Source organism: Acidovorax sp. GW821-FHT11A03, assembly GCF_058809075.1.
This window is the reverse complement of the sequence record NZ_JBXASG010000002.1, coordinates 378,127-401,675: the sequence shown is the minus strand read 5'-3', so window position 1 is coordinate 401,675 and position 23,549 is coordinate 378,127. Positions and strand designations below refer to the sequence as shown.

The following is a 23,549-nucleotide window of genomic DNA, read 5'->3' as shown; positions in this document are numbered from 1 at the left end:
GCGATGGCCGCCGCTATACCCTTGCGGGCGGCCGGCACCCGGCGCTGCGGGGGCCGGGATGGGTCGCGCAGAAGACATCCGTGGGCCCTGGCGCAAGGCAATTGCTATGGATTTGGTAGCTTCTCGCGCCCATGGACAAAGCGCCGAGAGCTATTTTCTGCCTTGATTTGAGGCATCTCACTACTTTGCTGCAATGCAGCAATTTGTACTGGAAATAATGAGGGAAAACCCTTATATTTACAGCCATGTTCGCAACGAAAGACTGGCTCAAGGCATCCTGGCACGCAGGCAGGGACATGCTGCGCCCGGTGACGGGCGGCCCGTCTCCCCATGACACCCACGCAAAGCAGGAGGTGCCCATGATGGTTCCCATCCGCGCCCTGGGCCCGTCCTACCGCGAGCGGATCACCCAGCATCTGCTGAAGCTCGAACCGGCGGACCGTTATCTGCGCTTCGGCTACGCGGCCAATGACGAGCAGATCCGCCGGTATGCCGAGCACCTCGATTTCAACCGCGACGAGATCTTCGGCATCTACAACCGCCGCCTGGAACTCATCGCGATGGCCCACCTGGCGTTCTCGGAGCATCCCGAGCACAAGCACTGCGCCGAGTTTGGCGTTTCCGTGCTCAAGCAGGCGCGGGGCCGTGGTTTCGGCGCACGCCTGTTCGAGCGCGCGGTGATGCATGCGCGCAATGAAGGCGTGAACATGGTCTTCATCCATGCGCTGTCCGAGAACACCGCGATGCTCAAGATTGCCCGCAAGGCGGGCGCCACCGTGCGCCGCGACGGCTCGGAGTCCGAGGCCTACCTCCAGATCCAGCCCGCCAGCCTGGACACGCGCATGGCCGAGATTGTGGAGCAGCAGTTTGCCGAGGTGGACTACCAGATCAAGAAGCAGGCCAAGCAGTTCTGGGATTTCCTGGCGGGCGTGCAGGAAGTGCGCAGCGGCGTGCAGCACGCGCGCCACCAGTCCGCCGAGTGACCGGCGGCGGGCCCGGGCCGCAAGGCGCGGGCGCCATGGCGCGCTGTCACAACAATCCGCTATCCTAGGGGCCTGATTCACTACCCGCACGTCCTCAGTGTCTGACCCGCACCCTGCGCACCCCGGGCGCTTGCCCGAGAGGGAAGACAAGCGCACCTTCCTGCAGAAAGTGGCCGAGTTCATCCATCCGGGGCCGGACTCCACGGAAGAGCTCATCGAAACCCTGGCCGAGGCCGAGGACAACGAGGTCATCGGGGCCGAATCGCGCGTGATGCTCGAGCGCGTCATCCGCATGGCCGACATGACGGCGGGCGACGTGATGGTGGCCGCGCCGCGCATGGACCTCGTCAACATCGACGCGCCGTTCGACGAGCTGCTGCACCTTGTCATCAACACCGCGCATTCGCGGTTTCCGGTGTACCAGGGCGAGCGCGAGAACATCATCGGCATCCTCATGGCCAAGGACCTGCTCAAGCTGCAGCGGGCGCCCGAGCTGAACATCCGCGCGTTGCTGCGCCCCGCCGTCTTCGTGCCCGAAAGCAAGGGCCTGAACGACCTGCTGCGCGAATTCCGCGGCAACCGCAACCACCTAGCGATCGTGATCGACGAGTTCGGCCGCGTGGCCGGGCTCATCACCATCGAGGACGTGCTCGAGCAGATCGTGGGCGAGATCGAGGACGAGTTCGACATTCCCGAGGACGACGGCGACATCTTCGGGCTGGCCGACCGCACCTACCGCGTGAGCGGCGACACCTCGGTCGAACGGGTTTCCGAGGCGTTCGACGTGCTGGTCCAGGGCAGCGACCCCGACGAAACCTTCGACACCATCGGTGGCCTGATCGCCCACGAAATGGGCCATGTGCCCAAGCGCGGCGAGCACCTGCAGCTGGGCGGGCTGCACTTCGTCGTGCTGCACACCAAGGGCGGCGCCGTGCGCTGGTTCAAGGTGTCGCGGGTCGAAGACGCCAGCGCCGGCGGCTGATGGCCCGCGCGCGCACGACGCCGGGGCTGCCGCTGGCCCTGCAGGCGCTGCTGGCCGTGGCTGCCGGCGTCGCGCAGGCCGCCTCGCTGGCCTGGCCGTGGAGCGGCGAGCCCCTGTGGTGGCTGCAGATCGCCTCCATGGCGGTGCTGGCCTGGCTGGTGCGCCCGCAGGCCACCGCGTCCGTGGCCTGGCGGCGCGGTGCCGCCATCGGCGGCCTGTTCGCCACGGCCTGGCTCGCGGGCACGTTCTGGTGGCTTTTCATCTCCATGCACACCTACGGCGGGCTGGCCGCGCCGCTGGCGGTGGCGGCGGTGCTGGGCCTCGCGGCGTTCCTGGGCAGCTACTACGCGGTGATGCTGGGGCTTTTTTGCCGCCTGGCGCTTGCCAACAGGGCGCTGACAGCTATTGTTTTCGGAGCGTTCTGGCTGCTGGCCGAACTGGCGCGCGGCACGCTGTGGACGGGTTTCCCGTGGGGCGCGGGCGGCTACGCCCACGTTGACGGGCCGCTGGCGGTGCTGGCGCGCATCCTGGGCGTGTACGGCATCGGGGCGGTGGCTGCGATGCTGGCGATGCTGGCCGTGCAATGGCGCCCGGGGGACCTGCGCCACTGGCGCCTGTGGGGGCTGGCCGGCGTTCTCGCGGCGGGCCTGGCGGGCGCCACGCTGGAGCGCCATTGCGCGGTGAACCTGTGCCATACGCCGTCGGCCCGCGCGGCGCCGCCGATGACCCTGGAACTGCTGCAGGGGAACATCCCGCAGGACGAGAAGTTCCAGCAGGGCAGCGGCGTGCCGATGGCGCTCAAGTGGTATGCCGACGCGCTGCGCGACGCCAGGGCCGACCTGGTGGTGGCGCCCGAAACCGCCATCCCGCTGCTGCCCCAGCAGCTCATGCCGGGCTACCTGGAAGGCATCCAGCAGCGCTACGCGCAGGGCTCCCAGGCGGCGCTGCTGGGCATTCCGCTGGGCAGCGAAACGCTGGGCTACACCAATTCGGTGCTGGGCATGGGCCCCGGCCACCAGAAGACGCCGTACCGCTACGACAAGCACCACCTGGTGCCGTTCGGCGAATTCATCCCGCCGTTCTTCAGATGGTTCACGGCCATGATGGACATCCCGCTGGGCGATTTCAACCGCGGAACCGTGGGCCAGGCCCCGTTTGCCTGGGCAGGCCAGCGCATTGCCCCCAACATCTGCTACGAAGACCTTTTTGGCGAGGAACTGGGCGCGCGGTTCGCCAACCCGGCGCAGGCGCCGACGGTGTTCGTCAATTTCAGCAACATCGGCTGGTTCGGCGACACCGTGGCCATCGACCAGCACCTGCACATCAGCCGCATGCGTTCGCTGGAATTCGAGCGCCCCATGGTGCGCGCGACCAACACGGGCGCCACCGCCATCATCGACCACCGGGGCGTGGTCACCCACCAGCTGGCGCGGCACACGCGGGGCGTGCTCAAGGGCGAGGTGTGGGGCCGGGGGATGGATGCCGCCAGTGGCTGGCACATCACGCCGTACGCGTGGTGGGTGTCGCGCTGGGGGCTGGTGCCCCTATGGATCTTCGGGGGGCTGGCCCTGGTTTTTGCCCTGGTGGCGAGGCGGTGGCAGACGGTGCGCGGGAATTGATCCAGGTCATGTGCTGCCGGGGTGTCCCGGTGCCTTGCCGGGCCAAAACCGGGATGTGTCTTTCTCTGCCTTGATAATGGAGCCCCACAAGCGGGGGCTTGTGTTTGCATACAACGATGATTTGAAGCGGGCCCACCGCTGTTCTGGAGCACGACTGAAGATGGCTGATTCCTTTTCCTACGAACAACTGATCGCCTCGGGCGAGGGCCGGCTGTTCGGCGCTGACAGCGGGCGCCTGCCGCTGCCGCCCATGCTGATGTTTGACCGCATCACGCACATCGACAGCGATGGTGGCGCGCACGGGCTGGGAAAGATCCGCGCCGAACTTGACGTGCGCCCGGACCTCTGGTTCTTTGCCTGCCACTTCCAGGGCGACCCGGTCATGCCCGGCTGCCTGGGGCTGGACGCCATGTGGCAGCTCATCGGCTTTTACCTGACCTGGCTGCAATTGCCTGGCCGCGGCCGGGCGCTGGGCGCGGGCGAGGTCAAGTTCACCGGCGAAGTGGGCCCGGACGTGAAGCTCGTCACCTACGAAATCGACATCAAGCGCGTCATCAAGCGCAAGCTGGTCATGGCCATTGGCGATGCCCGGCTGCTGGCCGATGGCAAGGAAATCTACGTGGCCAACGACCTGCGTGTGGGCTTGTTCAAACGCGAGGAAGATGGCGCCGCACAAGGAGCCGCAGCATGAAACGCGTGGTGATCACGGGCGCGGGAATTGTCTCGTGCATCGGCAACGACATGGGCACCGTCACGCAGTCGCTGCGGGAGAGCCGCTCGGGCATCCGTGCCATGCCGCAGTTCACCGAGCTGGGCATGCGCAGCCAGGTGGCGGGCGTGCCGCAGATCAACCTCGAAGAGCTGATCGACCGCAAGCAGCTGCGCTTCATGGGCGATGCGGCAGCCTATGCGCACATCTCGCTGGCCAACGCGATCGCCGAATCGGGCCTCACGCCCGAGCAGGTGTCGCACCCGCGCACCGGCCTCATCATGGGCTCGGGCGGCGGCTCGCCCGCCAACCAGATCGAGGCGGCGGACATCCTGCGCAGCAAGGGCATCCGCCGCGTGGGGCCCTACCAGGTCACGCGCTGCATGAGCTCCACCGTGTCCGCCTGCCTGTCGACCAACTTCGGCATCAAGGGCATCAACTACTCCATCACCTCGGCCTGCAGCACCTCGGCCCACTGCATCGGCGCGGCCGCCCAGCAGATCGCCTGGGGCATGCAGGACGTGATGTTCGCCGGCGGCGGCGAGGAGGTCACCTGGGGCATGGGCCTGCTGTTCGACGCCATGGGCGCCATGTCCAGCGCCTACAACGCCACGCCCGAGAAGGCCTCGCGCGCCTATGACGCCAACCGCGACGGCTTCGTGCTGTCGGGCGGCGGCGGCGCCGTGGTGCTGGAGAGCCTGGAGCATGCGCAGGCGCGCGGCGCCACCATCCTGGGCGAGGTCATCGGGTTCGGCGCCACGTCCGACGGCGCCGACATGGTGGCCCCTTCGGGCGACGGCGCGATCGCCTGCATGCGCCAGGCCATCTCCACCGTGAGCGAACCCATCGACTACATCAACACCCACGGCACCTCCACGCCCGTGGGCGACGTGCCCGAGCTGCGCGCCATCCGCGAGGTGTTCGGCGACGCGATTCCGCCGTTCTCGTCCACCAAGTCGCTCACCGGCCACTCGCTGGGCGCCACGGGCGTGCAGGAGGCGATCTACTGCCTGTTGATGCTGCGCCAGGGCTTCATCGCGGGCTCGGCCCACATCGAGACGCTGGAGCCCGCCGCCGAGGGCATGCCCCTGGTGCGCGAGACGCGCGATGCGCCCATCCGCACGGCACTGTCCAACAGCTTCGGCTTCGGCGGAACCAACGCCAGCCTGGTGCTGCGCCGCTGGGATAACTGAGCCGCGAGGTTTTCAGCGCAACCCGCCATCCTGCGAGGGATGGGCGGGTTTTTTCATACCGCCTTTGCCGAAAGGGCTCGGTGCAGCAGCCCCGGCAGCATGGCCAGCATGCGCGTGGCGGGCAGGCCCTGGGGCAGGGCGCGGGCGTGGTAGCTGTACAGCGACATGGGCGGCAGCTCGTGCAGCTCCAGCGCCACCATGGTCCCGGGGTCGAGCTGGGTGGCGGTGAGAAAGTCGATCACCGTCCAGCCCATGCCCCGGCGCATCAGGTCCAGCGCCAGGCGCGAGGTCTGCACCTGCAGGCCCGGCCCCGCGGGCGTGCCCAGGCGCTGTGCGAGGTCGTCGATGGACTGGCGCATGGGGTCGTCCCCCACCAGGCGGATCACCGGCACCTGCGCCAGCCGGGCGCTGGGCGCCACGGCGCGCGGCGCGCGCGTCCACACGGACTGCGCCACCGCCAGGTACATGCGCCCGCTGACCAGCAGATCGCTGCGGATCTGCGGGTGCGGGTGCTTGTAGAAGCCCAGGCAGAAATCCACGCTGCGCGTGAGCAGGGCCTGCGTCATCTGGTCCTGGTGGATGGTGCGCACTTCCACGCCCACCTGCGGGTAGCGCAGCGCATGCTCCTGCAGCACCAGGGGCAGGAACTCGTGCGTGATCGAGGGGATGGCCGCCAGGCGCACGTCGCCCGTGTCGCTGGTGCCCAGGTTGCGCGCCGTGCGGCGCAGGGCGTCGAGCTGGCGGTGGATGCCCGTGGACTCGGTGGCCAGCACCTGCGCCTCGGGCGTGGGCGTGAGGCCGGCCGGCGTGCGCACGAACAGCCGGTAGCCCAGCTGCAGCTCGGTGTGCGCCACGGCCTTGCTCACGGCCGAGGGGGTGATGCACAGCAGCCGCGCCGCGGCGCTCATGTTGCCGGTTTGCAGAACGGCCTGGAACACCTCAAGTTGCCGCAGGTTCATGGCCAGGGTCCAGTGGTAGGGGTATGAGTGAAATTCACAAGAAGAGGCTGATTATTCCCTAACGATGTGTGTGACTCTCTCATACGATCCGGCACCGCCAACGAGCGGCCGGGTTGTCAGCGCATTCCGCTGGCCGCCTCTTCATAACAACTGTCTGGAGATTTCTGTCATGCGCATTTCCCCCCCCGTGCACCGCTGGCTGGCCGGCCTGCTGCTGTCCGCCGCCTCGGCCGTGGCCATGGCCCAGGCCGCCAAGCCCCATGTCGTGGTGCTTGCCACGGGCGGCACCATCGCCGGTGCGGGCGCCTCGGCCGCCAACAGCGCCACCTACGCCGCGGCCAAGGTACCGGTCGACAAACTGCTGGCGGGCCTGCCGGAACTGACCAGCGTCGCCAAGGTCTCGGGTGAGCAGGTGTTCCAGATCGCCTCCGAGAGCTTCACCAACGAGCACCTGCTCACGCTCGGCCAGCGTGTCTCGGCCCTGTCCAAGCAGGCCGACGTGGACGGCATCGTCATCACCCACGGCACCGACACCCTGGAAGAAACCGCGTACTTCCTGAACCTGGTCGTGCGAACGAACAAGCCCATCGTCGTGGTCGGCTCCATGCGCCCCGGCACGGCCCTGTCGGCCGACGGCGCGCTGAACCTGTACGACGCCGTGAGCGTGGCGGCCAGCAAGGACGCCGCCGGCAAGGGCGTGCTCGTCACCATGAACGACGAGATCCAGAGCGGCCGCGACGTGAGCAAGACCATCAACATCAAGACCGAGGCCTTCAAGAGCCAGTGGGGCCCGCTGGGCATGGTGGTGGAGGGCAAGAACTACTGGTTCCGCGCGCCCGTCAAGCGCCACACCGCCAATTCCGAGTTCAACATCGACGAGATCCAGGCCCTGCCCGCCGTGGACATCGTGTACGGCTACGGCAACATGAATACCACGGGCATCGAGGCCTACGGCAAGGCCGGCGTGAAGGCGCTGATCCACGCCGGCACGGGCAACGGCTCGGTGGCCGCGCAGGCGGTGGATTCGCTCAAGGCGCTGCGTGCGGCGGGCGTGCAGATCGTGCGCTCGGCCCGCGTGCCCGACGGTTTCGTGCTGCGCAACGCCGAGCAGCCCGACGACAAGTACGACTGGGTGGTGGCGCATGACCTGCGTCCGCAAAAGGCCCGCATCCTTGCCATGGTGGCGCTCACCAAGACCAACGACAGCAAAGAGCTGCAACGCATCTTCTGGGAGTATTGAGCTCCCCCCTGAGGCGCTGCGCGCCTTCCCCCCTGAGGGGGACGCACCCGGTGGACTGGCGGAGCCAGATCCACGGGTGCTCTCGCGATAACGGCGCGCCTTGTTGTACGGGCTGGGTGTGGCGAGCGACGGATTTTTTACTGATTTGGTGCACTGCTGTGCACCGATGGTTGCCTGCAAGGGCGGCACCTGCACGCGGTGGCTTATGGGCGGCGCGGATGGGTTGGAAAGGCTGGGGCTCCACGAGGGCTCTGGCCTTTTTTCATGGGGCGGGCGGTTTCGACCTCTGGCTGCTGGCAGCGACTGGCGGTGGCGTCGCGGTGTTTGCAGGGCGGCCTTGCTGCGGCGCCGTAAAATGATCGGTTCGCGTGTGCGATGCCCGTCCGTGCTGCCCGGGGTGGTCGGCAGGCCTTGCGCCCACGCCTTGCATCGTTTTCTTTTCTCCTCCTACTTGCCCGGCCCTGGCTTGCCAGTGCCACAGACGCCATGTTGACATTCCAGCAAATCATCTTGAAGCTGCAGTCCTACTGGGACGCGCAGGGTTGCGCTCTTTTGCAGCCCTACGACATGGAAGTGGGCGCCGGCACCTCGCACACCGCCACCTTCCTGCGCGCCATCGGACCCGAGCCCTGGAAGGCCGCCTATGTGCAGCCCAGCCGCCGCCCCAAGGACGGCCGCTACGGCGAGAACCCCAACCGCCTCCAGCACTACTACCAGTACCAGGTGGTGCTCAAGCCCGCGCCGGCCAACATCCTGGAGCTGTACCTGGGTTCGCTCGAAGCCCTCGGTTTCGACCTCAAGAAGAACGACATCCGCTTTGTCGAAGACGACTGGGAGAACCCCACGCTGGGCGCCTGGGGCCTGGGCTGGGAGGTGTGGCTCAACGGCATGGAGGTGACGCAGTTCACCTACTTCCAGCAGGTCGGCGGCATCGACTGCAAGCCCGCCACCGGCGAGATCACCTATGGCCTGGAGCGCCTGGCCATGTACCTGCAGGGCGTGGACAACGTCTACAACCTCAAGTGGACCGACACGCTGAGCTATGGCGACGTGTACAAGCAAAACGAGGTGGAGCAGTCCACCTACAACTTCGAGCACAGCGACGCGGACTTCTTGTTCACCGCCTTCAACGCGCACGAAAAGCAGGCCAAGTACCTGATGGAGCAGCAACTGGCGCTGCCCGCCTACGAGCAGGTGCTCAAGGCCGCGCACAGCTTCAACCTGCTGGACGCGCGCGGCGCGATCAGCGTGACCGAGCGGGCCGCGTACATCGGCCGCATCCGCAACCTGGCCCGTGCCGTGGCGCAAAGCTACTACGAGAGCCGCGAGCGCCTGGGCTTCCCCATGGCGCCGCGCGAGTGGGTGGAGCAAATGGCCAAGAAGGCAGCCTGAGCGGACGAAAGAGAACAAGAACATGACGACGACCCAAAACCTTCTCGTAGAACTGTTTGTCGAAGAGCTGCCGCCCAAGGCGCTGCAAAAGCTGGGCGATGCCTTTGCCACCGTGCTGGGCGACCAGCTCAAGGCGCAGGGCCTGGCCACGGCAGCGTCCGTGGTCACGCCCTTTGCCTCGCCCCGCCGCCTGGCCGCGCACGTGACCGGCGTGGCCGACAAGGCCGCCGACAAGGCCGTGCAGCAAAAGCTCATGCCTGTGGCCGTGGGGCTCGACGCCAGCGGCAACGCGAGCCCGGCACTGCTCAAAAAGCTGCAGGCCCTCGGCGCGGATGTGTCCGACCCGGCAGCCGCCGTGGCGGCGCTCAAGCGCGCGCAGGACGGCAAGGCCGAGGCGCTGTTCTACGACAGCGTGGTGCCTGGCGCTACGCTGCAGGACGGCCTACAGAAAGCGCTGCAGGAGGCGATTGCCAAGCTGCCCATCCCCAAGGTCATGAGCTACCAGCTCGAGACCGACTGCGAACTGCCCGGCTGGACCAGCGTGAACTTCGTGCGCCCCGCGCACGGCCTGGTCGCGCTGCACGGCAGCACCGTGGTGCCGGTGAAGGCGCTGGGCCTGTCGGCGGGCAACAGCACGCAGGGCCACCGTTTTGAAGCCGCCGTGTCGCCCGTGGTGCTGGCAGACGCCGACAGCTACGCCGCCACGCTCAAGAAGGACGGCGCCGTGATCGCCTCCTTTGCCGAGCGCAAGGCCGAGATCGCCCGCCAACTGGCCGCGGCCGCCGCCCAGGTGGGCAACGGCGCGCGCCCCATCGAAGACGAGGCATTGCTCGACGAAGTGACCGCGCTGGTCGAACGCCCCAACGTGGTCACCTGCTCGTTCGAGACCGAGTTCCTCGATGTGCCGCAGGAGTGCCTCATCCTCACGATGAAGGCCAACCAGAAGTACTTTCCGCTGCTGGACGCCGCGGGCAAGCTCACCCACAAGTTCCTGGTGGTCAGCAACATCAGCCCCGAAGACACGAGCTTCGTGACCGGCGGCAACGAGCGCGTGGTGCGCCCGCGCCTGGCCGACGCGAAGTTCTTCTTCGACCAGGACCGCAAGAAGACCCTGGCCTCGCGCGTCGAGGGCCTCTCCAAGGTGGTCTATCACAACAAGCTGGGCACACAGGGCGAGCGCGTGGAGCGCGTTAGGTCAATAGCCAAAGCCATTGCCACGCAATTGGGCGATGCTGCGCTGGTCGCTGATGCCGACAAAGCCGCGCAATTGGCCAAGACCGACCTCGTGACCGACATGGTGGGCGAGTTCCCCGAGCTGCAGGGCATCATGGGCGGCTACTACGCCCTGAACGACGGCCTGGGCGAGACCGTGGCCCACGCCATCGAAGACCACTACAAGCCCCGCTTTGCGGGCGACACGCTGCCGCGCAACACCGCCGGCGTGGTGGTGGCGCTGGCCGACAAGCTGGAAACCCTGGTCGGCATGTTCGGCATCGGCAACCTGCCCACCGGCGACCGCGATCCGTTCGCGCTGCGCCGCCATGCGCTGGGCGTGATCCGCATGCTGGTCGAAAAAGACCTGCCACTGCAGCTCAACGACCTGCTGGCCGGTGCCGTGCCCGCCTTTGGCGACAAGATCACCGACGCATCGGCGCCCCTGGCCGACTTCATCTACGACCGCCTCGCCGGCAGCCTGCGCGAGCAGGGCTACCGCGCACAGGAGGTCGACGCCGTCATGGCCCTGCGCCCGCAGCGCCTGGCCCTGGTCGAAAAGCAGCTCGCGGCCGTGCGCGCCTTTGCCGCACTGCCCGAAAGCCCGGCCCTGGCCGCGGCGAACAAACGCGTGGGCAACATCCTGAAGAAGGCCGAGATCGAGGGCCCGGTGGATGCCCACGTCAACCCCGACCTGCTGCAGGAAAAGGCCGAGCAGGACCTTTACGCCGCGCTGCAGCGCTTCGTGCCCGAGGCCAACGCCCAGTTCGACGCGGGCGACTACACCGCCAGCCTGCAGACCCTGGCCGTGCTGCGCGCGCCGGTGGATGCGTTCTTCGACGACGTGATGGTCAACGCCGAGCAGCTGGATGTGCGGATGAACCGCCTGGGTCTGCTCAAGATGCTGCACAACGCGATGAACCGCGTGGCCGACCTCTCGCGCCTGGCCGTTTGACCGGATGGCCCAAGCTGATAGGCTGGCGATTCTCACAAGGTAACCAAGCCCCATGAAACTCGCCATCCTCGACCGCGACGGCACCCTCAACCCGCTGGGGGAGGACTACATCACCTCCGCCGACGAGTGGACCGCCGTGCCGGGCGCGCTCGAAGCCATCGCGCGCCTGAACCATGCCGGCTGGCATGTGGTGGTGGCGACCAATCAGCCGGGGCTGGGCCGGGGGCTGTTCGACGTGGTGGCCCTCAATGCCATCCATACCAAGATGCACCGGCAGGTGGCCGCCGTGGGGGGGCGCATCGACGCGGTGTTCTACTGCCCACACGCGGCCGACGAGGAGTGCGCCTGCCGCAAGCCCGCCCCGGGCCTGCTGGAGCAGATCAGCGACCGCTATGGCGTGGAGCGGCAGGACGTGCGGGTGGTGGGCAGCTGTGCCGCCCATCTGCAGGCCGGCGCCGCGCTGGGCGCGCAGCTGCACCTGGTGTGCACGGGGCAGTCGGCCCAGGTGCACCCCGGCGGGCCGCTGCCGGCGGGCATTCCGGCGGGCACGCTGGTGCACGCCAGCCTGGGGGATTTCGTGGACCAGCTGCTGCCCGCGGTGCAGGTGCCGGCGGCAGCGCTGGCGGCCATTCCCCTGCCCCTGCACGGCAGTGCCCCATCGTCTTGATGCTATTAATTTAATAGCTGCTAGCGCTTGATGATAAAGCGCTGGCAGCCGAAAACTCCTAAAAATGGCTTTTATCCGTTCCGTCATTCACCTTCTCTGGATGGGCATCACCGTCGTGCCCTATGCGCTGGCCATCATGCTGGGCACCCTGCTGGGCGTGCGGGGAGGGCCGCTGTACCGCATCGCACGGGCATGGCTGTCGCTGTGCATCAGCGGTGCCCGGGTGATCCTGGGCGTCCGCGCCCATGTGACCGGCATGGAAAACCTCCCGCAGGGCGAGAACGCCGGGGCCGTGCTGCTGGTCAAGCACCAGTCCACGTACGAAACCTTCCTCATGCCCACGATCATGCCGCGCCCGCTGGCCTACGTGTTCAAGAAGGAGCTGCTCTACGTTCCCTTCTTTGGCTGGGCGATTGGCCGCCTGGACATGATCCACATCGACCGCAACCAGCGCACGCAGGCGTTCAACAAGGTGGTGCAGCAGGGCAAGGACCTGCTGGCCAAGGGCATCTGGATCATCATGTTCCCCGAGGGCACGCGCATCGAGCGCGGGCGCAAGGGCAACTACAAGACCGGGGGCACGCGCCTGGCCATCGACACCGGCGCGCCCGTGGTGCCCATCGCCGTGACCTCGGCCAAGGTCTGGCCGCGCAAGGCCTTCATCAAGCGGCCCGGCGTGGTGGACGTGTCCATCGGCAAACCCATTTCCAGCGTGGGCCGCCAGCCCGACGAGCTGATGCGCGAGGTCGAGGCCTGGATCGAGGCCGAGATGCGCCGCCTGGACCCCGAGGCCTATGAGAACACCCCCTGAGCTGCTTCTCCTGAAGTGCCGCGCTGCGCGAGGGCGCCACCAGCGCATGCCGGCAAGGCGCCGCCAGCGTGGCGGGGCGGCCCTGGCGCGGCGGCCGCTGGCCTGGGCGGCGCCGGTGCCGGATGCTCTGGATGGCTGCTCGCCGCTGGGGAGCTATTGATTCCATGCACCGGCTTGTGCAATTGGCGCTCGACCTTTTCGACCCGCCGGCCGCACCGGTTGCGGCATCGGCGGCGCAGGCTTCAGGTTTCAAGCCTGGAGCGCCGCTGGCGCAGAATGATCAAGCGCCGGTAGCTCCTAGAACGATAGCAAGCAGGCCTGCGGCACCGGCGGTGCCCTTGCCGTCCCTGCTGTCCCCGGCCGAGTTCCGCCACCCGCAGGCCAGCCGCGAAGTGCTGCTGGGCGACGCCGTGGTCGCCTATGCGCTGCAGCGCGCACGGCGACGCACCATCGGCTTCACCGTGGGCGCGGATGGCCTGTCGGTGCGCGCGCCCAGCTGGGTGACCCTTTCGGCGGTGGACGCCGCGCTGCGCGACAAGTCGGACTGGATCCTGCGCAAGCTGTCGGAGGCCCGCGAGCGCCAGCAGCGCATGGAAGGCGGCCGCATCGTCTGGGCCCATGGCGCGGTGCTGCCGTACCTGGGCGAGCCCCTCACGGTGGTGCTGGACCCAAGCCATGGCTTTGCCGGCAGGGGCGGGGCGCTGGTGCCGTCCGCGCCGCCCTCGGCCGGGGAAGAGGGCATCGCCGTCGCCCGCAGTCTGCACATCGGCCTGCCTCACAGTGCCAGCGCCGCCCAGATCCGCGACGCCGTGCAGGCCTGGCTCATGCGCGATGCACGCCGTCACTTCACCGCGCGGCTGGACCACTTCGCCCCGCTGCTGGGGGTGCGCTGGGCCAGCCTGCGCCTGTCCAGCGCGCAGACCCGCTGGGGCAGCGCCAAGGCCGACGGCTCCATCCGCCTGAACTGGCGCCTGCTGCACTACCGCCCGGCCATCATCGACTATGTGGTTGCGCACGAGCTGGCCCACCTGCGCGTGATGGACCACAGCCCGCGCTTCTGGGACACCGTGGCCACCGTGGTGCCCGACTACGCGGTGCTGCGCAGCCGCCTGCGCGATGAACCCGCTCCGTTGTGGGAGTGACGCATTCGCCCCTGTGGCGGGCCGTGGGCCCGTCCCGTGGACCGGTTAACCGAGATGAAAGGAGCTAGCTGATGACCATCCCAACGATCACTCCCGCCGAAGGCTACGCGGGCGATGTCACGCCGCAGCAGGCCTGGCAGTGGATGCAGGCCGGCCAGGCCGTGCTGGTGGACGTGCGCAGCGACGCCGAACGCGAATGGGTGGGACAGGTGCCCGGGGGCGCCGCCGTGGCCTGGAAGCAGTGGCCAGGCATGGCCCTGAACGCTGGATTCGACACCCAGCTGCGCGCGGCCGCACCCGCCGGCGCCACGCTGGTGATGCTGTGCCGCAGCGGCGTGCGCTCCATCGCCGCGGCGCGGCGCGCCACCGAACTGGGCTTCACGGCCTACAACATCCTGGAAGGTTTCGAGGGAGATGCCGACGCCCAGGGCCAGCGCGGCAGGAAGGGCGGCTGGCGCTTTCACGGGCTGCCCTGGCGGCAGAACTGAGAGACGACCCGCCGGTGCGCGCGATGGGCGCGCCCAAAAAAAAGCGGGCCTGGTGGCCCGCTTGCCCGTCAGGACGTCTTGCCCTGCTCAAAGCGGCGGAATGCGCAGCTTCTGGCCGGGGTAGATCTTGTCGGGATGGGTCAGCATGGGCTTGTTGGCCTCGAAGATCGCGGGGTACTTGTTGGCGTCGCCATAGAACTTCTTGGCGATGGCGCTGAGCGTGTCGCCGCGCACCACGTCGTGGTACTGGGCCTCGGGCTCGGGATTGGTCACCTCCATCAGGTTCTCGACGCTGGTCACGCTGGCCACGTTGCCGCAGCACAGGGTGACTTTTTCCTTGGCGCCTTGCGTGGGGGCGGTGCCCTTCACGGTGACCTTGCCCTGCGTGCCGTCGAACGCCACCTGCACGTTGCTGGCGCCCAGGTTCTGGGCCGCGATGTAGGTCTCGATGGCCTTGGCCGCCTTGGCATTGAGTTCATCCTGCGTGGGCGCAGCGGCCGTGGCTGCCTGGGCCTCCTTGCCGCCGAACAGCTTTTCGCCGGCTTCCTTGATGAAACTGAAAAGACCCATGTCGTACCTCCTAAAGTTGCAGAAACAGGAACGACCACTGTAGCGTGCAAAGCGTGGCGCTGGTGTGTCGCACAGGCGCGCGAAACGATTTTTGACATTCTTTCCGCGCCATCCCGCCGCCGGCGCCTGTCGCCGCGGGTACGCGGGGGCGCCGCAAAACTCGGGATAATCCCCCGCATGACATTTCTGGCCATCGACGTCGGCAACACCCGTCTCAAATGGGCGTTGTACGACGCTCCCCGCCCCGGGGCTGCGCTGCTGGCGCATGGCGCCGAGTTTCTGGACCACATCGACCGCCTGGCCGAGGGCAGCTGGGCGCCCTTGCCGCACCCCCAGCGCATGCTGGGGTGCGTGGTGGCGGGCGACGCCGTCAAGCGCCGGGTCGAGGAGCAGATGGAGATCTGGAACGTCGAGCCCTCGTGGGTGGTGTCGTCGGCGCAGGAGGCAGGCCTTGCCAACGGCTACGACCATCCCTCGCGCCTGGGCTCCGACCGGTGGGTCGCCATGGTCGGTGCGCGCCACCATGTGCTGCGCCAGGGCCCGGCGCGGCCGCTGGTGGTCGTCATGGTGGGCACGGCGGTCACGGTGGAGTGCATCGACACCGAGGGCCGGTTCATGGGCGGGCTCATCCTGCCGGGCCACGGCATCATGCTGCGCGCGCTGGAGTCCGGGACCGCCGGGCTGCACGTGCCCACGGGCGAGGTGCGCATGTTTCCCACCAACACCAGCGATGCCCTCACCAGCGGCGGCACCTATGCGATCGCGGGGGCCGTGGAGCGTATGGTGCAGCACGTCATCCAGCACTGCGGCGAGGAGCCGGCGTGCCTGATGACCGGCGGCGCGGGCTGGAAGATGGCGCCCAGCATGACGCGCCCTTTCGAACTGGTGGACAACCTGATCTTCGACGGCCTGCTGGAGATTGCCTTGCGCCGCTTTGCCGGCTGACCTGGAGCGCGCGGGCTTCGCGGCCCGGCCGCATTCCGCGGCGCCACGGGCGGTCCTGGATTTTCAGGACGGGCGCGGCCAGGCCAGGGGGTGTTCCGAATTCAATCTTCCAGTTCGGCGCGCGCCATCTCCACGTCCAGGCGCTCCATCGCATCGGCGGGTTCGCTGGCGGCAGCCTTTTCGTAGAACCCGGTGGCTTCCGTCATCTTCTTGTCGCCTTCGAGCATGACCAGGGCGTTGGCGTATTCGATCATGCAGATGGCCGAGCCGGGGTTGAGCCTGAGGGCCTCCTGGAACAGCTTGAGTCCGGTGTCCTTCTTCGCGCCGTAGGTCATGCCGCCAATCAGCGAGCCCACCTTGTCGATCACCTCGGCATGGAATGCGCCCAGCGCGATGCGTGCATCGGCGTGCTTGGGCGACAGCGCGATGGCCTTTTCCAGCGATTCCTTCACCTTGCCGCCCAGGCCCTGCGCCAGCGCCTTGGCCACGCTGATGCCCTGGCTGTAGCGGCCCAGGGCGTAGGCGTGCCAGTACCAGGCATTGGCGTTGCCGGGCTCCGCCGCGGCCTGCGCCTCGGCGCGCTCCGCCACCTGGGTGAAGAGGTCGAGCCGGGTCTTTTCCCTTTGCTCCAGGTAGTTGGCGTAGATGGAGGCTGCCTTGTTGGCCACCGTGATGCCAGGGCCGCCAGCCGCCAGGCCGGCCGCCGCTGCCTTCTCGAAGTCGCCGTTGTGGAACATCGCCCAGGCTTCGAGCACCGCGGTGTCCTTGGGGCAGGGCTCGGCATCGCCGCTGTGCAGCCGGGCCCAGTGCTTCTTGACGCTCGCGGCGTCGAACGCATAGTCGCCTGCGTGGGGGAAGGGGGTCCATTTGGCCATGGTGTGTGTCTCCTGAAGTTCTTGTGGGAGGGGGGGTGCCCTGTCGTGCTGCCGTGAGGCGGGTGCTTGCTGTCTGCGCCTATCCCGGCGCAGCGGCGTAAGCGCCCACCAGCTCCAGCAGATGGGCCCGCTGGCTGCTTTCGAGGTAGGGCATGAGCAGGTTCAGCACATGGTGGGCGCCGCGCAGGAGCGCGGCCTGGGCGCTTTCAGGCTCCAGCGCGCGGCGCGGGTCGCGCACGTACTCGAAGCTCAGCCAATAGGTCAGCACCACCACCATGCTGGTGGCAGTGGCTTCCAGCTCGCGCGAGTCGATGTGCAGGCTGTCCGCGCGGCCCATGCCATCGAGCATGGCGCGCACGGCCCGGGTCTTGTTCTTGAGGATGGCCTGGAAGTGGGTTTCCAGGCGCCGGTTCTTGGACAGCAGGTCGTTCAGGTCGCGGTACAGGAAGCGGTACTGCCAGATCAGCTCGAACAGCGTGTGCATGAAGAACCAGGCATCCTCCACATTGCGCACGCCGTCACTGGCCGTGAGGAGTTCGGTGAGCGAGCGTTCGTAGCGGTCGAACAGCGCGTTGATCAGCTCATCCTTGGCGGGATAGTGGTAGTAGAGGTTGCCCGGGCTGATGCGCAGCTCGGCGGAAATCAGGGTGGTGGAGACGTTGGGTTCGCCGAACCGGTTGAACAGGTCCAGCGTCACTTCCAGAATGCGTTCTGCGGTGCGGCGTGGCGCTTTCTTCACCATGTGTGCGGGCCCCTTCGCGTCGTTTTGCGTCGTTGTTTCGATGTCTCTGGTGGTTACTCTAACCGACACAGAAATGCTGCACTGCGGCATCGCGCCTGCATATCAGCGCCGCTGTAGCCCTGCCGTGGGCGGCCTGGCGCGAAGGCGTGGGCTCCGGCCAAAAAAAGCGGCCAACACGCTCTCGCGCGTTGGCCGCCTTTTTTTCAGGGGCGGCACGGTGGTGTTGCCTGCCGCCTGCCTGATGTGCAATCAGCTGCCCGATGGGGTGTTGGCGCCGGTGTCGGCTGCCGCGCGTGCGGCAGGCTTCTTGGCGGCGGCCTTCTTGGCCGGAGCGGCCTTGGCGGCGGGCTTTGCAGCCGCCTTGGCAGGGGCCGCCTTTTTCGCGGGGGCCTTCTTGGCCGGGGCCTTGGCGGCGGGCTTTGCGGCAGCTGCGGCCTTGGCGGGGGCTGCCTTGCCGCCCTTGGCCAGTGCATCCACGCGGGCGCTCAGTGCCTGCAGGTCGCGGGCCGATGGCACGCCCAGCTTGGACAGGGCCTTGGCGACGCGGTCTTCAAAGATGTTCTCGAGCTTGTCCCACTGGCCCTGGGCCTTGGAGCCGATGTCGCTGGCCATGGTGGTCACGCGGCTGGTGGCCTCGGTGATCTTTTCCTCGGCCACGGCCTGGGTCTTGCGCTGGATGGTCAGGCCTTCCTTGACCAGGGCTTCGAACACCCGGCCGCCTTCTTCCTGCGCCTTGGAGAAGGCGCCCAGGCCCGCCAGCCAGATCTGCTGGGCGGAGTCCTTGACGGTGCTGGACAGTTGGGCGTTGCTCTTTTTCTTGTCGGCGCTGAGTTTCTGCAGTTTCTTGACCATGGGGCCTCCGTTGTGCGGTTGGGTGGGTTTGCCAGGGCGGATTGCCTCTGACGCATGGCCGCACTGTACGCCGCGCGGCGCGCAAGGTGTAGGCGCGCGCTCCTAAAAATGTAGAGCGTGCCGTCTAGCCCGCGCCGGGCTGCGGGCCCTAGGATCGGCGCGGGTTTCTGCTGAATCGGTGCGCGCAGGCCTTGGGCAAGAATGAAGCTATCTCACAGGAGTTTTCCATGCAGTATTTCGTGACGGGGGCAACGGGTTTCATTGGCAAGCGGCTGGTCAAGAAGCTGCTGGAGCGCAAGGGCGCGGTGGTGCATTTCCTGCTTCGCAAGGAAAGCGCGGACAAGGTGGCCGACCTGCGCAGCTTCTGGGGCGTGGGTGCCACGCGCGCCATTCCCGTGTTTGGCGACCTCACCGCGAAGAAGCTGGGTGTGGCTGCGGAAGACGTCAAGAAGCTCAAGGGGCAGATCGACCACTTCTACCACCTGGCCGCCGTGTATGACCTCTCCGCAGACGAGGAAACCCAGGTCGCCGTGAACATCGAGGGCACGCGCAACACGGTCGATCTGGCCAAGGCCATCGACGCCGGGCACTTTCACCACGTCTCGTCCATCGCTGCCGCGGGCCTGTATGAAGGCGTGTTCCGCGAGGACATGTTCGAGGAGGCCGAGGGCCTGGACCACCCGTACTTCCAGACCAAGCACGAGAGCGAGAAGATCGTGCGCCAGGACTGCAAGGTGCCCTGGACGGTGTACCGCCCCGCCATGGTGGTGGGCGACAGCACGACCGGCGAGATGGACAAGATCGACGGCCCGTATTACTTCTTCAAGCTCATCCAGCGCCTGCGCCAGCTGCTGCCGCCCTGGATGCCCACCGTGGGCCTGGAGGGCGGGCGCGTGAATATCGTGCCGGTGGACTTCGTGGTGAACGCGCTCAACGTCATCAGCCACCAGAAGGACATCGGCAAGAAGTGCTTCCATCTGGTGGACCCGGTCGGCTACCGCGTGGGCGATGTGCTCGACATCTTCAGCCGCGCCGCGCATGCGCCGCGCATGAACCTGTTCGTCAACGCCGCGCTGCTCGGCTTCATCCCCAAGAGCATCAAGAAAAGCCTGATGGCCCTGGCGCCCGTGCGCCGCGTGCGCAATGCCGTCATGAAGGACCTGGGCCTGCCCGAGGACATGCTCACCTTCGTGAACTACCCCACGCGCTTCGACTGCCGCGAAACGCTGGCGGCGCTCAAGGGCTCGGGCGTGACCTGCCCCAACCTCAAGGACTACGCCTGGCGCCTGTGGGACTACTGGGAGCGCAATCTTGATCCCGAGCTGTTCATCGATCGCACGCTCAAGGGCACGGTGGCGGGCAAGGTCGTGCTGATCACCGGGGGGTCTTCGGGCATCGGCCTGGCGGCGGCGCACAAGTTCGCCGAGGCGGGTGCGACCACCATCATTTGCGGGCGTGACCAGGACAAGCTCGACGAGGCGTGCGCGGAGGCCAAGGCCAAGGGCTACGCCTTCATCGCGTATTCGGCCGACATCGCCGACATGGCCGATTGCGACCGCTTCGTGCAGCTGCTGATCGACAACCACGGCGGCGTGGACTTCCTGATCAACAACGCCGGCCGCTCCATCCGCCGTGCCATCGAGTCGAGCTACGACCGCTTCCACGACTACGAGCGCACCATGCAGCTCAACTACTTCGGCTGCCTGCGCGTGACCATGGGCTTTCTGCCCGGCATGGTGGCCAAGCGCAAGGGCCATGTGGTCAATATCAGCTCCATCGGCGTGCTGACCAACGCGCCGCGCTTTTCGGCCTATGTGGCCAGCAAGGCGGCGCTGGATGCCTGGACACGCTGCGCATCGAGCGAGTTCGCCGACCAGGGCATCACCTTCACCACCATCAACATGCCGCTGGTGCGCACGCCCATGATCGCGCCCACCAAGATCTACAACAATGTGCCCACGCTGAGCCCCGAGGAGGCGGCCGACATGATCGCCCAGGCCTGCATCTTCAAGCCGGTGCGCATCGCCACGCGCCTGGGCATCACCGGCCAGCTGCTGCATGCGCTGGTGCCCCGCGTGGCGCAGATCACGATGAACACCAGCTTTCGCATGTTCCCGGATTCCACCGCCGCCGCCAAGGGTGACAAGGGCGCCAAGCCGCAGCTGTCGGCCGAGGCGGTGGCGCTGCAGCAGATGATGCGCGGCATCCACTTCTGACGACCGTCCGCCCCGCGCAGATGCCCATGCGTTGAACTCTGTTACCTGGTGGCCGGGCAGGGTGGGATAATCGCGGGTTCTGCCGAGCTGGCATTTCACACAGCCCTCCCTATGATTCTGGTTACTGGCGGCGCGGGTTTCATTGGCGCCAACTTCGTTCTTGACTGGCTTGCTGTCTCCAGCGAGCCCGTGGTCAACCTCGACAAGCTCACCTACGCTGGCAATCTGCACAACCTGGACAGTGTTCAGGGTGATGCGCGCCACATCTTCGTGCAGGGCGATATCGGCGACACCGCCCTGGTGGCCCGCCTGCTGGCCGAGCACAAGCCCCGCGCCGTGGTCAACTTCGCGGCCGAGTCGCATGTGGACCGTTCCATCCACGGGCCGGAAGACTTCATCCAGACCAACATCGTGGGATCGTTCCGCCTGCTGGAGGCCGTGCGCGCCCACTGGAGCGCGCTGCCCGAGTGCGAGCGCGCGGCGTTCCGCTTCCTGCATGTGTCCACCGACGAGGTGTACGGATCGCTGGCCCCCACCGACCCGGCCTTCGCCGAGACACGCGGCTTCGAGCCCAACAGCCCCTACAGCGCCAGCAAGGCCGCCAGCGACCACCTGGTGCGCGCCTGGCACCACACCTACGGCCTGCCGGTGCTCACCACCAACTGCAGCAACAACTACGGGCCCTACCACTTCCCCGAGAAGCTGATCCCGCTGATGATCGTCAACGCCCTGGCCGGCAAGAACCTGCCGGTGTACGGCGACGGCATGCAGGTGCGCGACTGGCTCTACGTGAAGGACCACTGCAGCGCCATCCGCCGCGTGCTGGAAGCCGGCGCCCCTGGCGAGACCTACAACGTGGGCGGCTGGAACGAGAAGCCCAACATCGAGATCGTGAACATGGTGTGTGCGCTGCTCGACGAGCTGCGCCCCCGTGCCGACGGCCAGAGCTACCGCACCCAGATCACCTATGTGAAGGACCGCCCCGGCCACGACCGCCGCTACGCCATCGACGCGCGCAAGATCGAGCGCGAGCTGGGCTGGAAGCCTGCCGAAACCTTCGACACCGGCATCCGCAAGACGGTGCAGTGGTACCTGGAGCATGCCGACTGGGTGGCCAGCGTGCAGACCGGTGCCTACCGCGACTGGGTGCAGACCCAGTACGCGCAGGAGGCACCAGCCGCTGCCGTCGCGGACGCCAGCGCATGAACATCCTGCTCTTTGGCAAGGGCGGCCAGGTCGGGTGGGAGCTGCAGCGCAGCCTGTCCTTGCTGGGCACGGTAACGGCCCTGGACCATGACAGCACCGACCACTGCGGCGACTTTGCCAACCCGGCAGGGGTGGTCGACACGGTGCGCGCCCTGCGCCCCGACGTCATCGTCAATGCCGCGGCCCATACCGCCGTGGACAGGGCCGAGAGCGAGGCCGACTTTGCGCGCACGCTCAATGCCACCACTCCCGGCGCCATCGCGCAGGAGGCTGCGCGGCTGGGCGCCTGGCTGGTGCACTACAGCACCGACTATGTGTTCGACGGCAGCGGCCGCCGCCCCTGGGTGGAGACCGATGCGCCTGCCCCGTTGAGCGTCTACGGCCGCACCAAGCTCGAAGGCGAGCAGCTGATCGCAGAGGCCGGTGCCAAGCACCTGATCCTGCGCACCAGCTGGGTCTACGCCGCGCGCGGCGGCAACTTCGCCAAGACCATGCTGCGCCTGGCCCAGGAGCGCGATCGCCTGACCGTCATCGATGACCAGTGGGGAGCCCCCACCGGCGCGGACCTGCTGGCGGATGTGACCGCCCATGCACTGCGCCACCTGCAGCAGCGCCCGCAGGACGCCGGGCTTTACCACTGCGTGGCGGCCGGCGAGACGAACTGGAACGAATACGCAAAATACGTTCTTGCGCAAGCACAGCTTGTACAACCTGCTATTGAAATCAAAGCAACAGAAGTGGCGCCAGTTCCGACAAGCGCATTCCCCACCCCTGCGGTGCGCCCGCACAACTCGCGCTTGAACACCGGCAAGCTGCAGGCCACCTTTGGCCTGCAGATGCCGCCTTGGCAGTCTGGCGTGGCGCGCATGCTGGCTGAAACTCTCTGAACGGCACCTGACCATGACGCAACGCAAAGGCATCATCCTCGCCGGAGGCTCTGGCACCCGGCTGCACCCGGCCACCCTGGCCATCAGCAAGCAACTGCTGCCGGTCTACGACAAGCCCATGATCTACTACCCGCTGAGCACGCTGATGCTCGCGGGCATCCGTGACATCCTGGTCATCAGCACGCCGCAGGACACCCCGCGCTTCGAGCAACTGCTGGGCGATGGCAGCCAGTGGGGGCTGAACCTGCAATATGCCGTGCAGCCCAGCCCGGATGGCCTGGCCCAGGCCTTCATCATCGGTGAAGCATTCCTGGACGGCGCGCCCAGTGCCCTGGTGCTGGGGGACAACATCTTCTACGGCCATGATTTCCATGAGCTGCTCGGCAATGCACAGCAGCGCACGGTGGGTGCCAGCGTGTTTGCCTACCATGTGCACGACCCGGAACGCTATGGCGTGGCTGAATTCGACGCGCAGGGCAAGGTGCTGTCCCTGGAGGAAAAGCCCGCCCAGCCCAAGAGCAGCTATGCCGTCACCGGCCTGTACTTCTATGACTGCCAGGTGGCACAGATGGCCAAGAGCCTCAAGCCGTCGCCACGGGGTGAACTTGAAATCACCGACCTGAACCGCCTGTACCTGGACCAGGGCCAGCTGAATGTCGAGATCATGGGCCGTGGCTACGCCTGGCTGGACACGGGCACCCACGAGAGCCTGCTGGAGGCCAGCCAGTTCATTGCCACGCTGGAGCACCGCCAGGGCCTCAAGATCGCGTGCCCTGAAGAAATCGCCTGGCGCTCGAACTGGATCGACAGTGCCCAGCTCGAGCGCCTGGCCCAGCCTCTGTCCAAGAACGGTTACGGCCAGTACCTTCAGCGCCTGCTGAACGACAAAGTTTATTGAACCGCC

Annotated in this window: 22 protein-coding genes; 17 read left to right on the top strand and 5 right to left on the bottom strand. The window is 67.2% G+C overall.

Going from position 1 to position 23,549, the window contains the following annotated elements; genetic code table 11:
• Positions 1-245 precede the first annotated feature (245 nt).
• The 5 genes from AC1RVY_RS05585 to fabB all read left to right on the top strand — a co-directional run bounded on the left by AC1RVY_RS05585 (position 246) and on the right by fabB (position 5,486).
• Positions 246-983, top strand: coding sequence for a GNAT family N-acetyltransferase (locus AC1RVY_RS05585; RefSeq protein WP_218293162.1), 738 nt, complete (start codon positions 246-248; stop codon positions 981-983).
• A 97-nt stretch (positions 984-1,080) separates the two neighbouring features.
• The gene (locus tag AC1RVY_RS05580) at positions 1,081-1,965 is read left to right on the top strand and encodes a CorC family transporter (RefSeq protein WP_218293163.1); all 885 of its coding nucleotides are present in this window, start codon (positions 1,081-1,083) and stop codon (positions 1,963-1,965) included.
• Positions 1,965-3,584: an apolipoprotein N-acyltransferase gene (gene lnt / locus AC1RVY_RS05575; protein ID WP_492805682.1), complete on the top strand. Its 1,620-nt coding sequence runs from the start codon at positions 1,965-1,967 to the stop codon at positions 3,582-3,584. The genes AC1RVY_RS05580 and lnt overlap by 1 nt, the downstream gene beginning before the upstream one ends.
• Positions 3,585-3,744: 160 nt before the next feature.
• Entirely contained in the window at positions 3,745-4,275 is a 531-nt protein-coding gene (fabA, locus tag AC1RVY_RS05570; protein WP_218293165.1) for a 3-hydroxyacyl-[acyl-carrier-protein] dehydratase FabA, read from the top strand.
• On the top strand, positions 4,272-5,486 hold the full coding sequence (gene fabB / locus AC1RVY_RS05565; RefSeq protein ID WP_218293166.1) for a beta-ketoacyl-ACP synthase I: 1,215 nt from the start codon (positions 4,272-4,274) through the stop codon (positions 5,484-5,486). Before fabA ends, fabB begins: the two co-directional genes overlap by 4 nt.
• 53 nt (positions 5,487-5,539) lie before the next feature.
• Here the strand turns inward: fabB and AC1RVY_RS05560 are convergent, their stop codons facing one another.
• The gene (locus AC1RVY_RS05560) at positions 5,540-6,445 is read right to left on the bottom strand and encodes a LysR family transcriptional regulator (RefSeq protein WP_492805680.1); all 906 of its coding nucleotides are present in this window, start codon (positions 6,443-6,445) and stop codon (positions 5,540-5,542) included.
• A 169-nt stretch (positions 6,446-6,614) separates the two neighbouring features.
• Between AC1RVY_RS05560 and AC1RVY_RS05555 the strand changes: the two genes are divergently transcribed.
• The 7 genes from AC1RVY_RS05555 (at position 6,615) to AC1RVY_RS05525 (ending at position 14,352) form a co-directional block, all read left to right on the top strand.
• Positions 6,615-7,685, top strand: coding sequence for a type II asparaginase (locus tag AC1RVY_RS05555; protein ID WP_492805678.1), 1,071 nt, complete (start codon positions 6,615-6,617; stop codon positions 7,683-7,685).
• A 486-nt stretch (positions 7,686-8,171) separates the two neighbouring features.
• On the top strand, positions 8,172-9,077 hold the full coding sequence (glyQ, locus tag AC1RVY_RS05550; RefSeq protein WP_056413984.1) for a glycine--tRNA ligase subunit alpha: 906 nt from the start codon (positions 8,172-8,174) through the stop codon (positions 9,075-9,077).
• A gap of 22 nt (positions 9,078-9,099) precedes the next feature.
• Positions 9,100-11,244: a glycine--tRNA ligase subunit beta gene (gene glyS / locus AC1RVY_RS05545; RefSeq protein ID WP_492805676.1), complete on the top strand. Its 2,145-nt coding sequence runs from the start codon at positions 9,100-9,102 to the stop codon at positions 11,242-11,244.
• A 52-nt stretch (positions 11,245-11,296) separates the two neighbouring features.
• Positions 11,297-11,911, top strand: coding sequence for a D-glycero-beta-D-manno-heptose 1,7-bisphosphate 7-phosphatase (gmhB, locus tag AC1RVY_RS05540; RefSeq protein ID WP_218293170.1), 615 nt, complete (start codon positions 11,297-11,299; stop codon positions 11,909-11,911).
• Between the two features lie 64 nt (positions 11,912-11,975).
• Positions 11,976-12,722, top strand: a complete 747-nt coding sequence (locus AC1RVY_RS05535) for a lysophospholipid acyltransferase family protein (protein WP_218293171.1) — start codon at positions 11,976-11,978, stop codon at positions 12,720-12,722.
• Positions 12,723-12,886: 164 nt separating this feature from the next.
• Complete coding sequence (locus AC1RVY_RS05530) at positions 12,887-13,864, top strand: M48 family metallopeptidase (protein WP_492805967.1); 978 nt, start codon at positions 12,887-12,889, stop codon at positions 13,862-13,864.
• 71 nt (positions 13,865-13,935) lie between these two features.
• The gene (locus tag AC1RVY_RS05525; RefSeq protein WP_218340516.1) at positions 13,936-14,352 is read left to right on the top strand and encodes a rhodanese-like domain-containing protein; all 417 of its coding nucleotides are present in this window, start codon (positions 13,936-13,938) and stop codon (positions 14,350-14,352) included.
• Between the two features lie 87 nt (positions 14,353-14,439).
• On the opposite strand, the gene lysM is transcribed toward AC1RVY_RS05525, so the two are convergent.
• Positions 14,440-14,922, bottom strand: a complete 483-nt coding sequence (gene lysM, locus AC1RVY_RS05520; RefSeq protein ID WP_218293174.1) for a peptidoglycan-binding protein LysM — start codon at positions 14,920-14,922, stop codon at positions 14,440-14,442.
• 177 nt (positions 14,923-15,099) lie between these two features.
• On the opposite strand from lysM, the gene AC1RVY_RS05515 reads away from it, so the two are divergent.
• Positions 15,100-15,867: a type III pantothenate kinase gene (locus AC1RVY_RS05515; RefSeq protein WP_218293175.1), complete on the top strand. Its 768-nt coding sequence runs from the start codon at positions 15,100-15,102 to the stop codon at positions 15,865-15,867.
• A gap of 101 nt (positions 15,868-15,968) precedes the next feature.
• On the opposite strand, the gene AC1RVY_RS05510 is transcribed toward AC1RVY_RS05515, so the two are convergent.
• The 3 genes from AC1RVY_RS05510 to AC1RVY_RS05500 form a co-directional block, all read right to left on the bottom strand.
• The gene (locus AC1RVY_RS05510; RefSeq protein WP_492805673.1) at positions 15,969-16,742 is read right to left on the bottom strand and encodes a tetratricopeptide repeat protein; all 774 of its coding nucleotides are present in this window, start codon (positions 16,740-16,742) and stop codon (positions 15,969-15,971) included.
• 79 nt (positions 16,743-16,821) lie between these two features.
• Entirely contained in the window at positions 16,822-17,484 is a 663-nt protein-coding gene (locus tag AC1RVY_RS05505; protein ID WP_218293177.1) for a TetR/AcrR family transcriptional regulator, read from the bottom strand.
• A 249-nt stretch (positions 17,485-17,733) separates the two neighbouring features.
• Positions 17,734-18,336 carry a phasin family protein gene (locus AC1RVY_RS05500; RefSeq protein WP_218293178.1) on the bottom strand — a complete coding sequence of 201 codons (603 nt, stop codon included), beginning with the start codon at positions 18,334-18,336 and terminating at the stop codon, positions 17,734-17,736.
• A 227-nt stretch (positions 18,337-18,563) separates the two neighbouring features.
• Between AC1RVY_RS05500 and AC1RVY_RS05495 the strand changes: the two genes are divergently transcribed.
• From AC1RVY_RS05495 to rfbA, 4 genes are all read left to right on the top strand, one after another.
• A complete protein-coding gene (locus tag AC1RVY_RS05495; RefSeq protein ID WP_218293179.1) occupies positions 18,564-20,552 on the top strand; it encodes an SDR family oxidoreductase in 1,989 nt (662 codons plus the stop codon).
• Positions 20,553-20,663: 111 nt separating this feature from the next.
• Positions 20,664-21,758 (top strand): dTDP-glucose 4,6-dehydratase, encoded by a 1,095-nt coding sequence (rfbB, locus tag AC1RVY_RS05490; protein WP_492805671.1) that lies wholly within the window; start codon positions 20,664-20,666, stop codon positions 21,756-21,758.
• Positions 21,755-22,645 (top strand): dTDP-4-dehydrorhamnose reductase, encoded by an 891-nt coding sequence (rfbD, locus tag AC1RVY_RS05485; RefSeq protein ID WP_492805670.1) that lies wholly within the window; start codon positions 21,755-21,757, stop codon positions 22,643-22,645. Before rfbB ends, rfbD begins: the two co-directional genes overlap by 4 nt.
• Positions 22,646-22,658: 13 nt before the next feature.
• Entirely contained in the window at positions 22,659-23,543 is an 885-nt protein-coding gene (rfbA, locus tag AC1RVY_RS05480; RefSeq protein WP_492805668.1) for a glucose-1-phosphate thymidylyltransferase RfbA, read from the top strand.
• Positions 23,544-23,549 lie beyond the last annotated feature (6 nt).

Coding starts and splice junctions, on each gene's coding strand:
- AC1RVY_RS05530 (WP_492805967.1), top strand. CDS start 12,887: ATGCACCGGCTTGTGCAATTGGCGCTCGACCTTTTCGACCCGCCGGCC.
- AC1RVY_RS05500 (WP_218293178.1), bottom strand. CDS start 18,336: ATGGTCAAGAAACTGCAGAAACTCAGCGCCGACAAGAAAAAGAGCAAC.
- rfbD (WP_492805670.1), top strand. CDS start 21,755: ATGAACATCCTGCTCTTTGGCAAGGGCGGCCAGGTCGGGTGGGAGCTG.
- fabA (WP_218293165.1), top strand. CDS start 3,745: ATGGCTGATTCCTTTTCCTACGAACAACTGATCGCCTCGGGCGAGGGC.
- AC1RVY_RS05505 (WP_218293177.1), bottom strand. CDS start 17,484: ATGGTGAAGAAAGCGCCACGCCGCACCGCAGAACGCATTCTGGAAGTG.
- AC1RVY_RS05525 (WP_218340516.1), top strand. CDS start 13,936: ATGACCATCCCAACGATCACTCCCGCCGAAGGCTACGCGGGCGATGTC.
- glyS (WP_492805676.1), top strand. CDS start 9,100: ATGACGACGACCCAAAACCTTCTCGTAGAACTGTTTGTCGAAGAGCTG.
- AC1RVY_RS05585 (WP_218293162.1), top strand. CDS start 246: ATGTTCGCAACGAAAGACTGGCTCAAGGCATCCTGGCACGCAGGCAGG.
- AC1RVY_RS05495 (WP_218293179.1), top strand. CDS start 18,564: ATGCAGTATTTCGTGACGGGGGCAACGGGTTTCATTGGCAAGCGGCTG.
- glyQ (WP_056413984.1), top strand. CDS start 8,172: ATGTTGACATTCCAGCAAATCATCTTGAAGCTGCAGTCCTACTGGGAC.
- AC1RVY_RS05555 (WP_492805678.1), top strand. CDS start 6,615: ATGCGCATTTCCCCCCCCGTGCACCGCTGGCTGGCCGGCCTGCTGCTG.
- AC1RVY_RS05560 (WP_492805680.1), bottom strand. CDS start 6,445: ATGAACCTGCGGCAACTTGAGGTGTTCCAGGCCGTTCTGCAAACCGGC.
- rfbA (WP_492805668.1), top strand. CDS start 22,659: ATGACGCAACGCAAAGGCATCATCCTCGCCGGAGGCTCTGGCACCCGG.
- fabB (WP_218293166.1), top strand. CDS start 4,272: ATGAAACGCGTGGTGATCACGGGCGCGGGAATTGTCTCGTGCATCGGC.
- AC1RVY_RS05510 (WP_492805673.1), bottom strand. CDS start 16,742: ATGGCCAAATGGACCCCCTTCCCCCACGCAGGCGACTATGCGTTCGAC.
- rfbB (WP_492805671.1), top strand. CDS start 20,664: ATGATTCTGGTTACTGGCGGCGCGGGTTTCATTGGCGCCAACTTCGTT.
- gmhB (WP_218293170.1), top strand. CDS start 11,297: ATGAAACTCGCCATCCTCGACCGCGACGGCACCCTCAACCCGCTGGGG.
- AC1RVY_RS05535 (WP_218293171.1), top strand. CDS start 11,976: ATGGCTTTTATCCGTTCCGTCATTCACCTTCTCTGGATGGGCATCACC.
- lnt (WP_492805682.1), top strand. CDS start 1,965: ATGGCCCGCGCGCGCACGACGCCGGGGCTGCCGCTGGCCCTGCAGGCG.
- AC1RVY_RS05515 (WP_218293175.1), top strand. CDS start 15,100: ATGACATTTCTGGCCATCGACGTCGGCAACACCCGTCTCAAATGGGCG.
- lysM (WP_218293174.1), bottom strand. CDS start 14,922: ATGGGTCTTTTCAGTTTCATCAAGGAAGCCGGCGAAAAGCTGTTCGGC.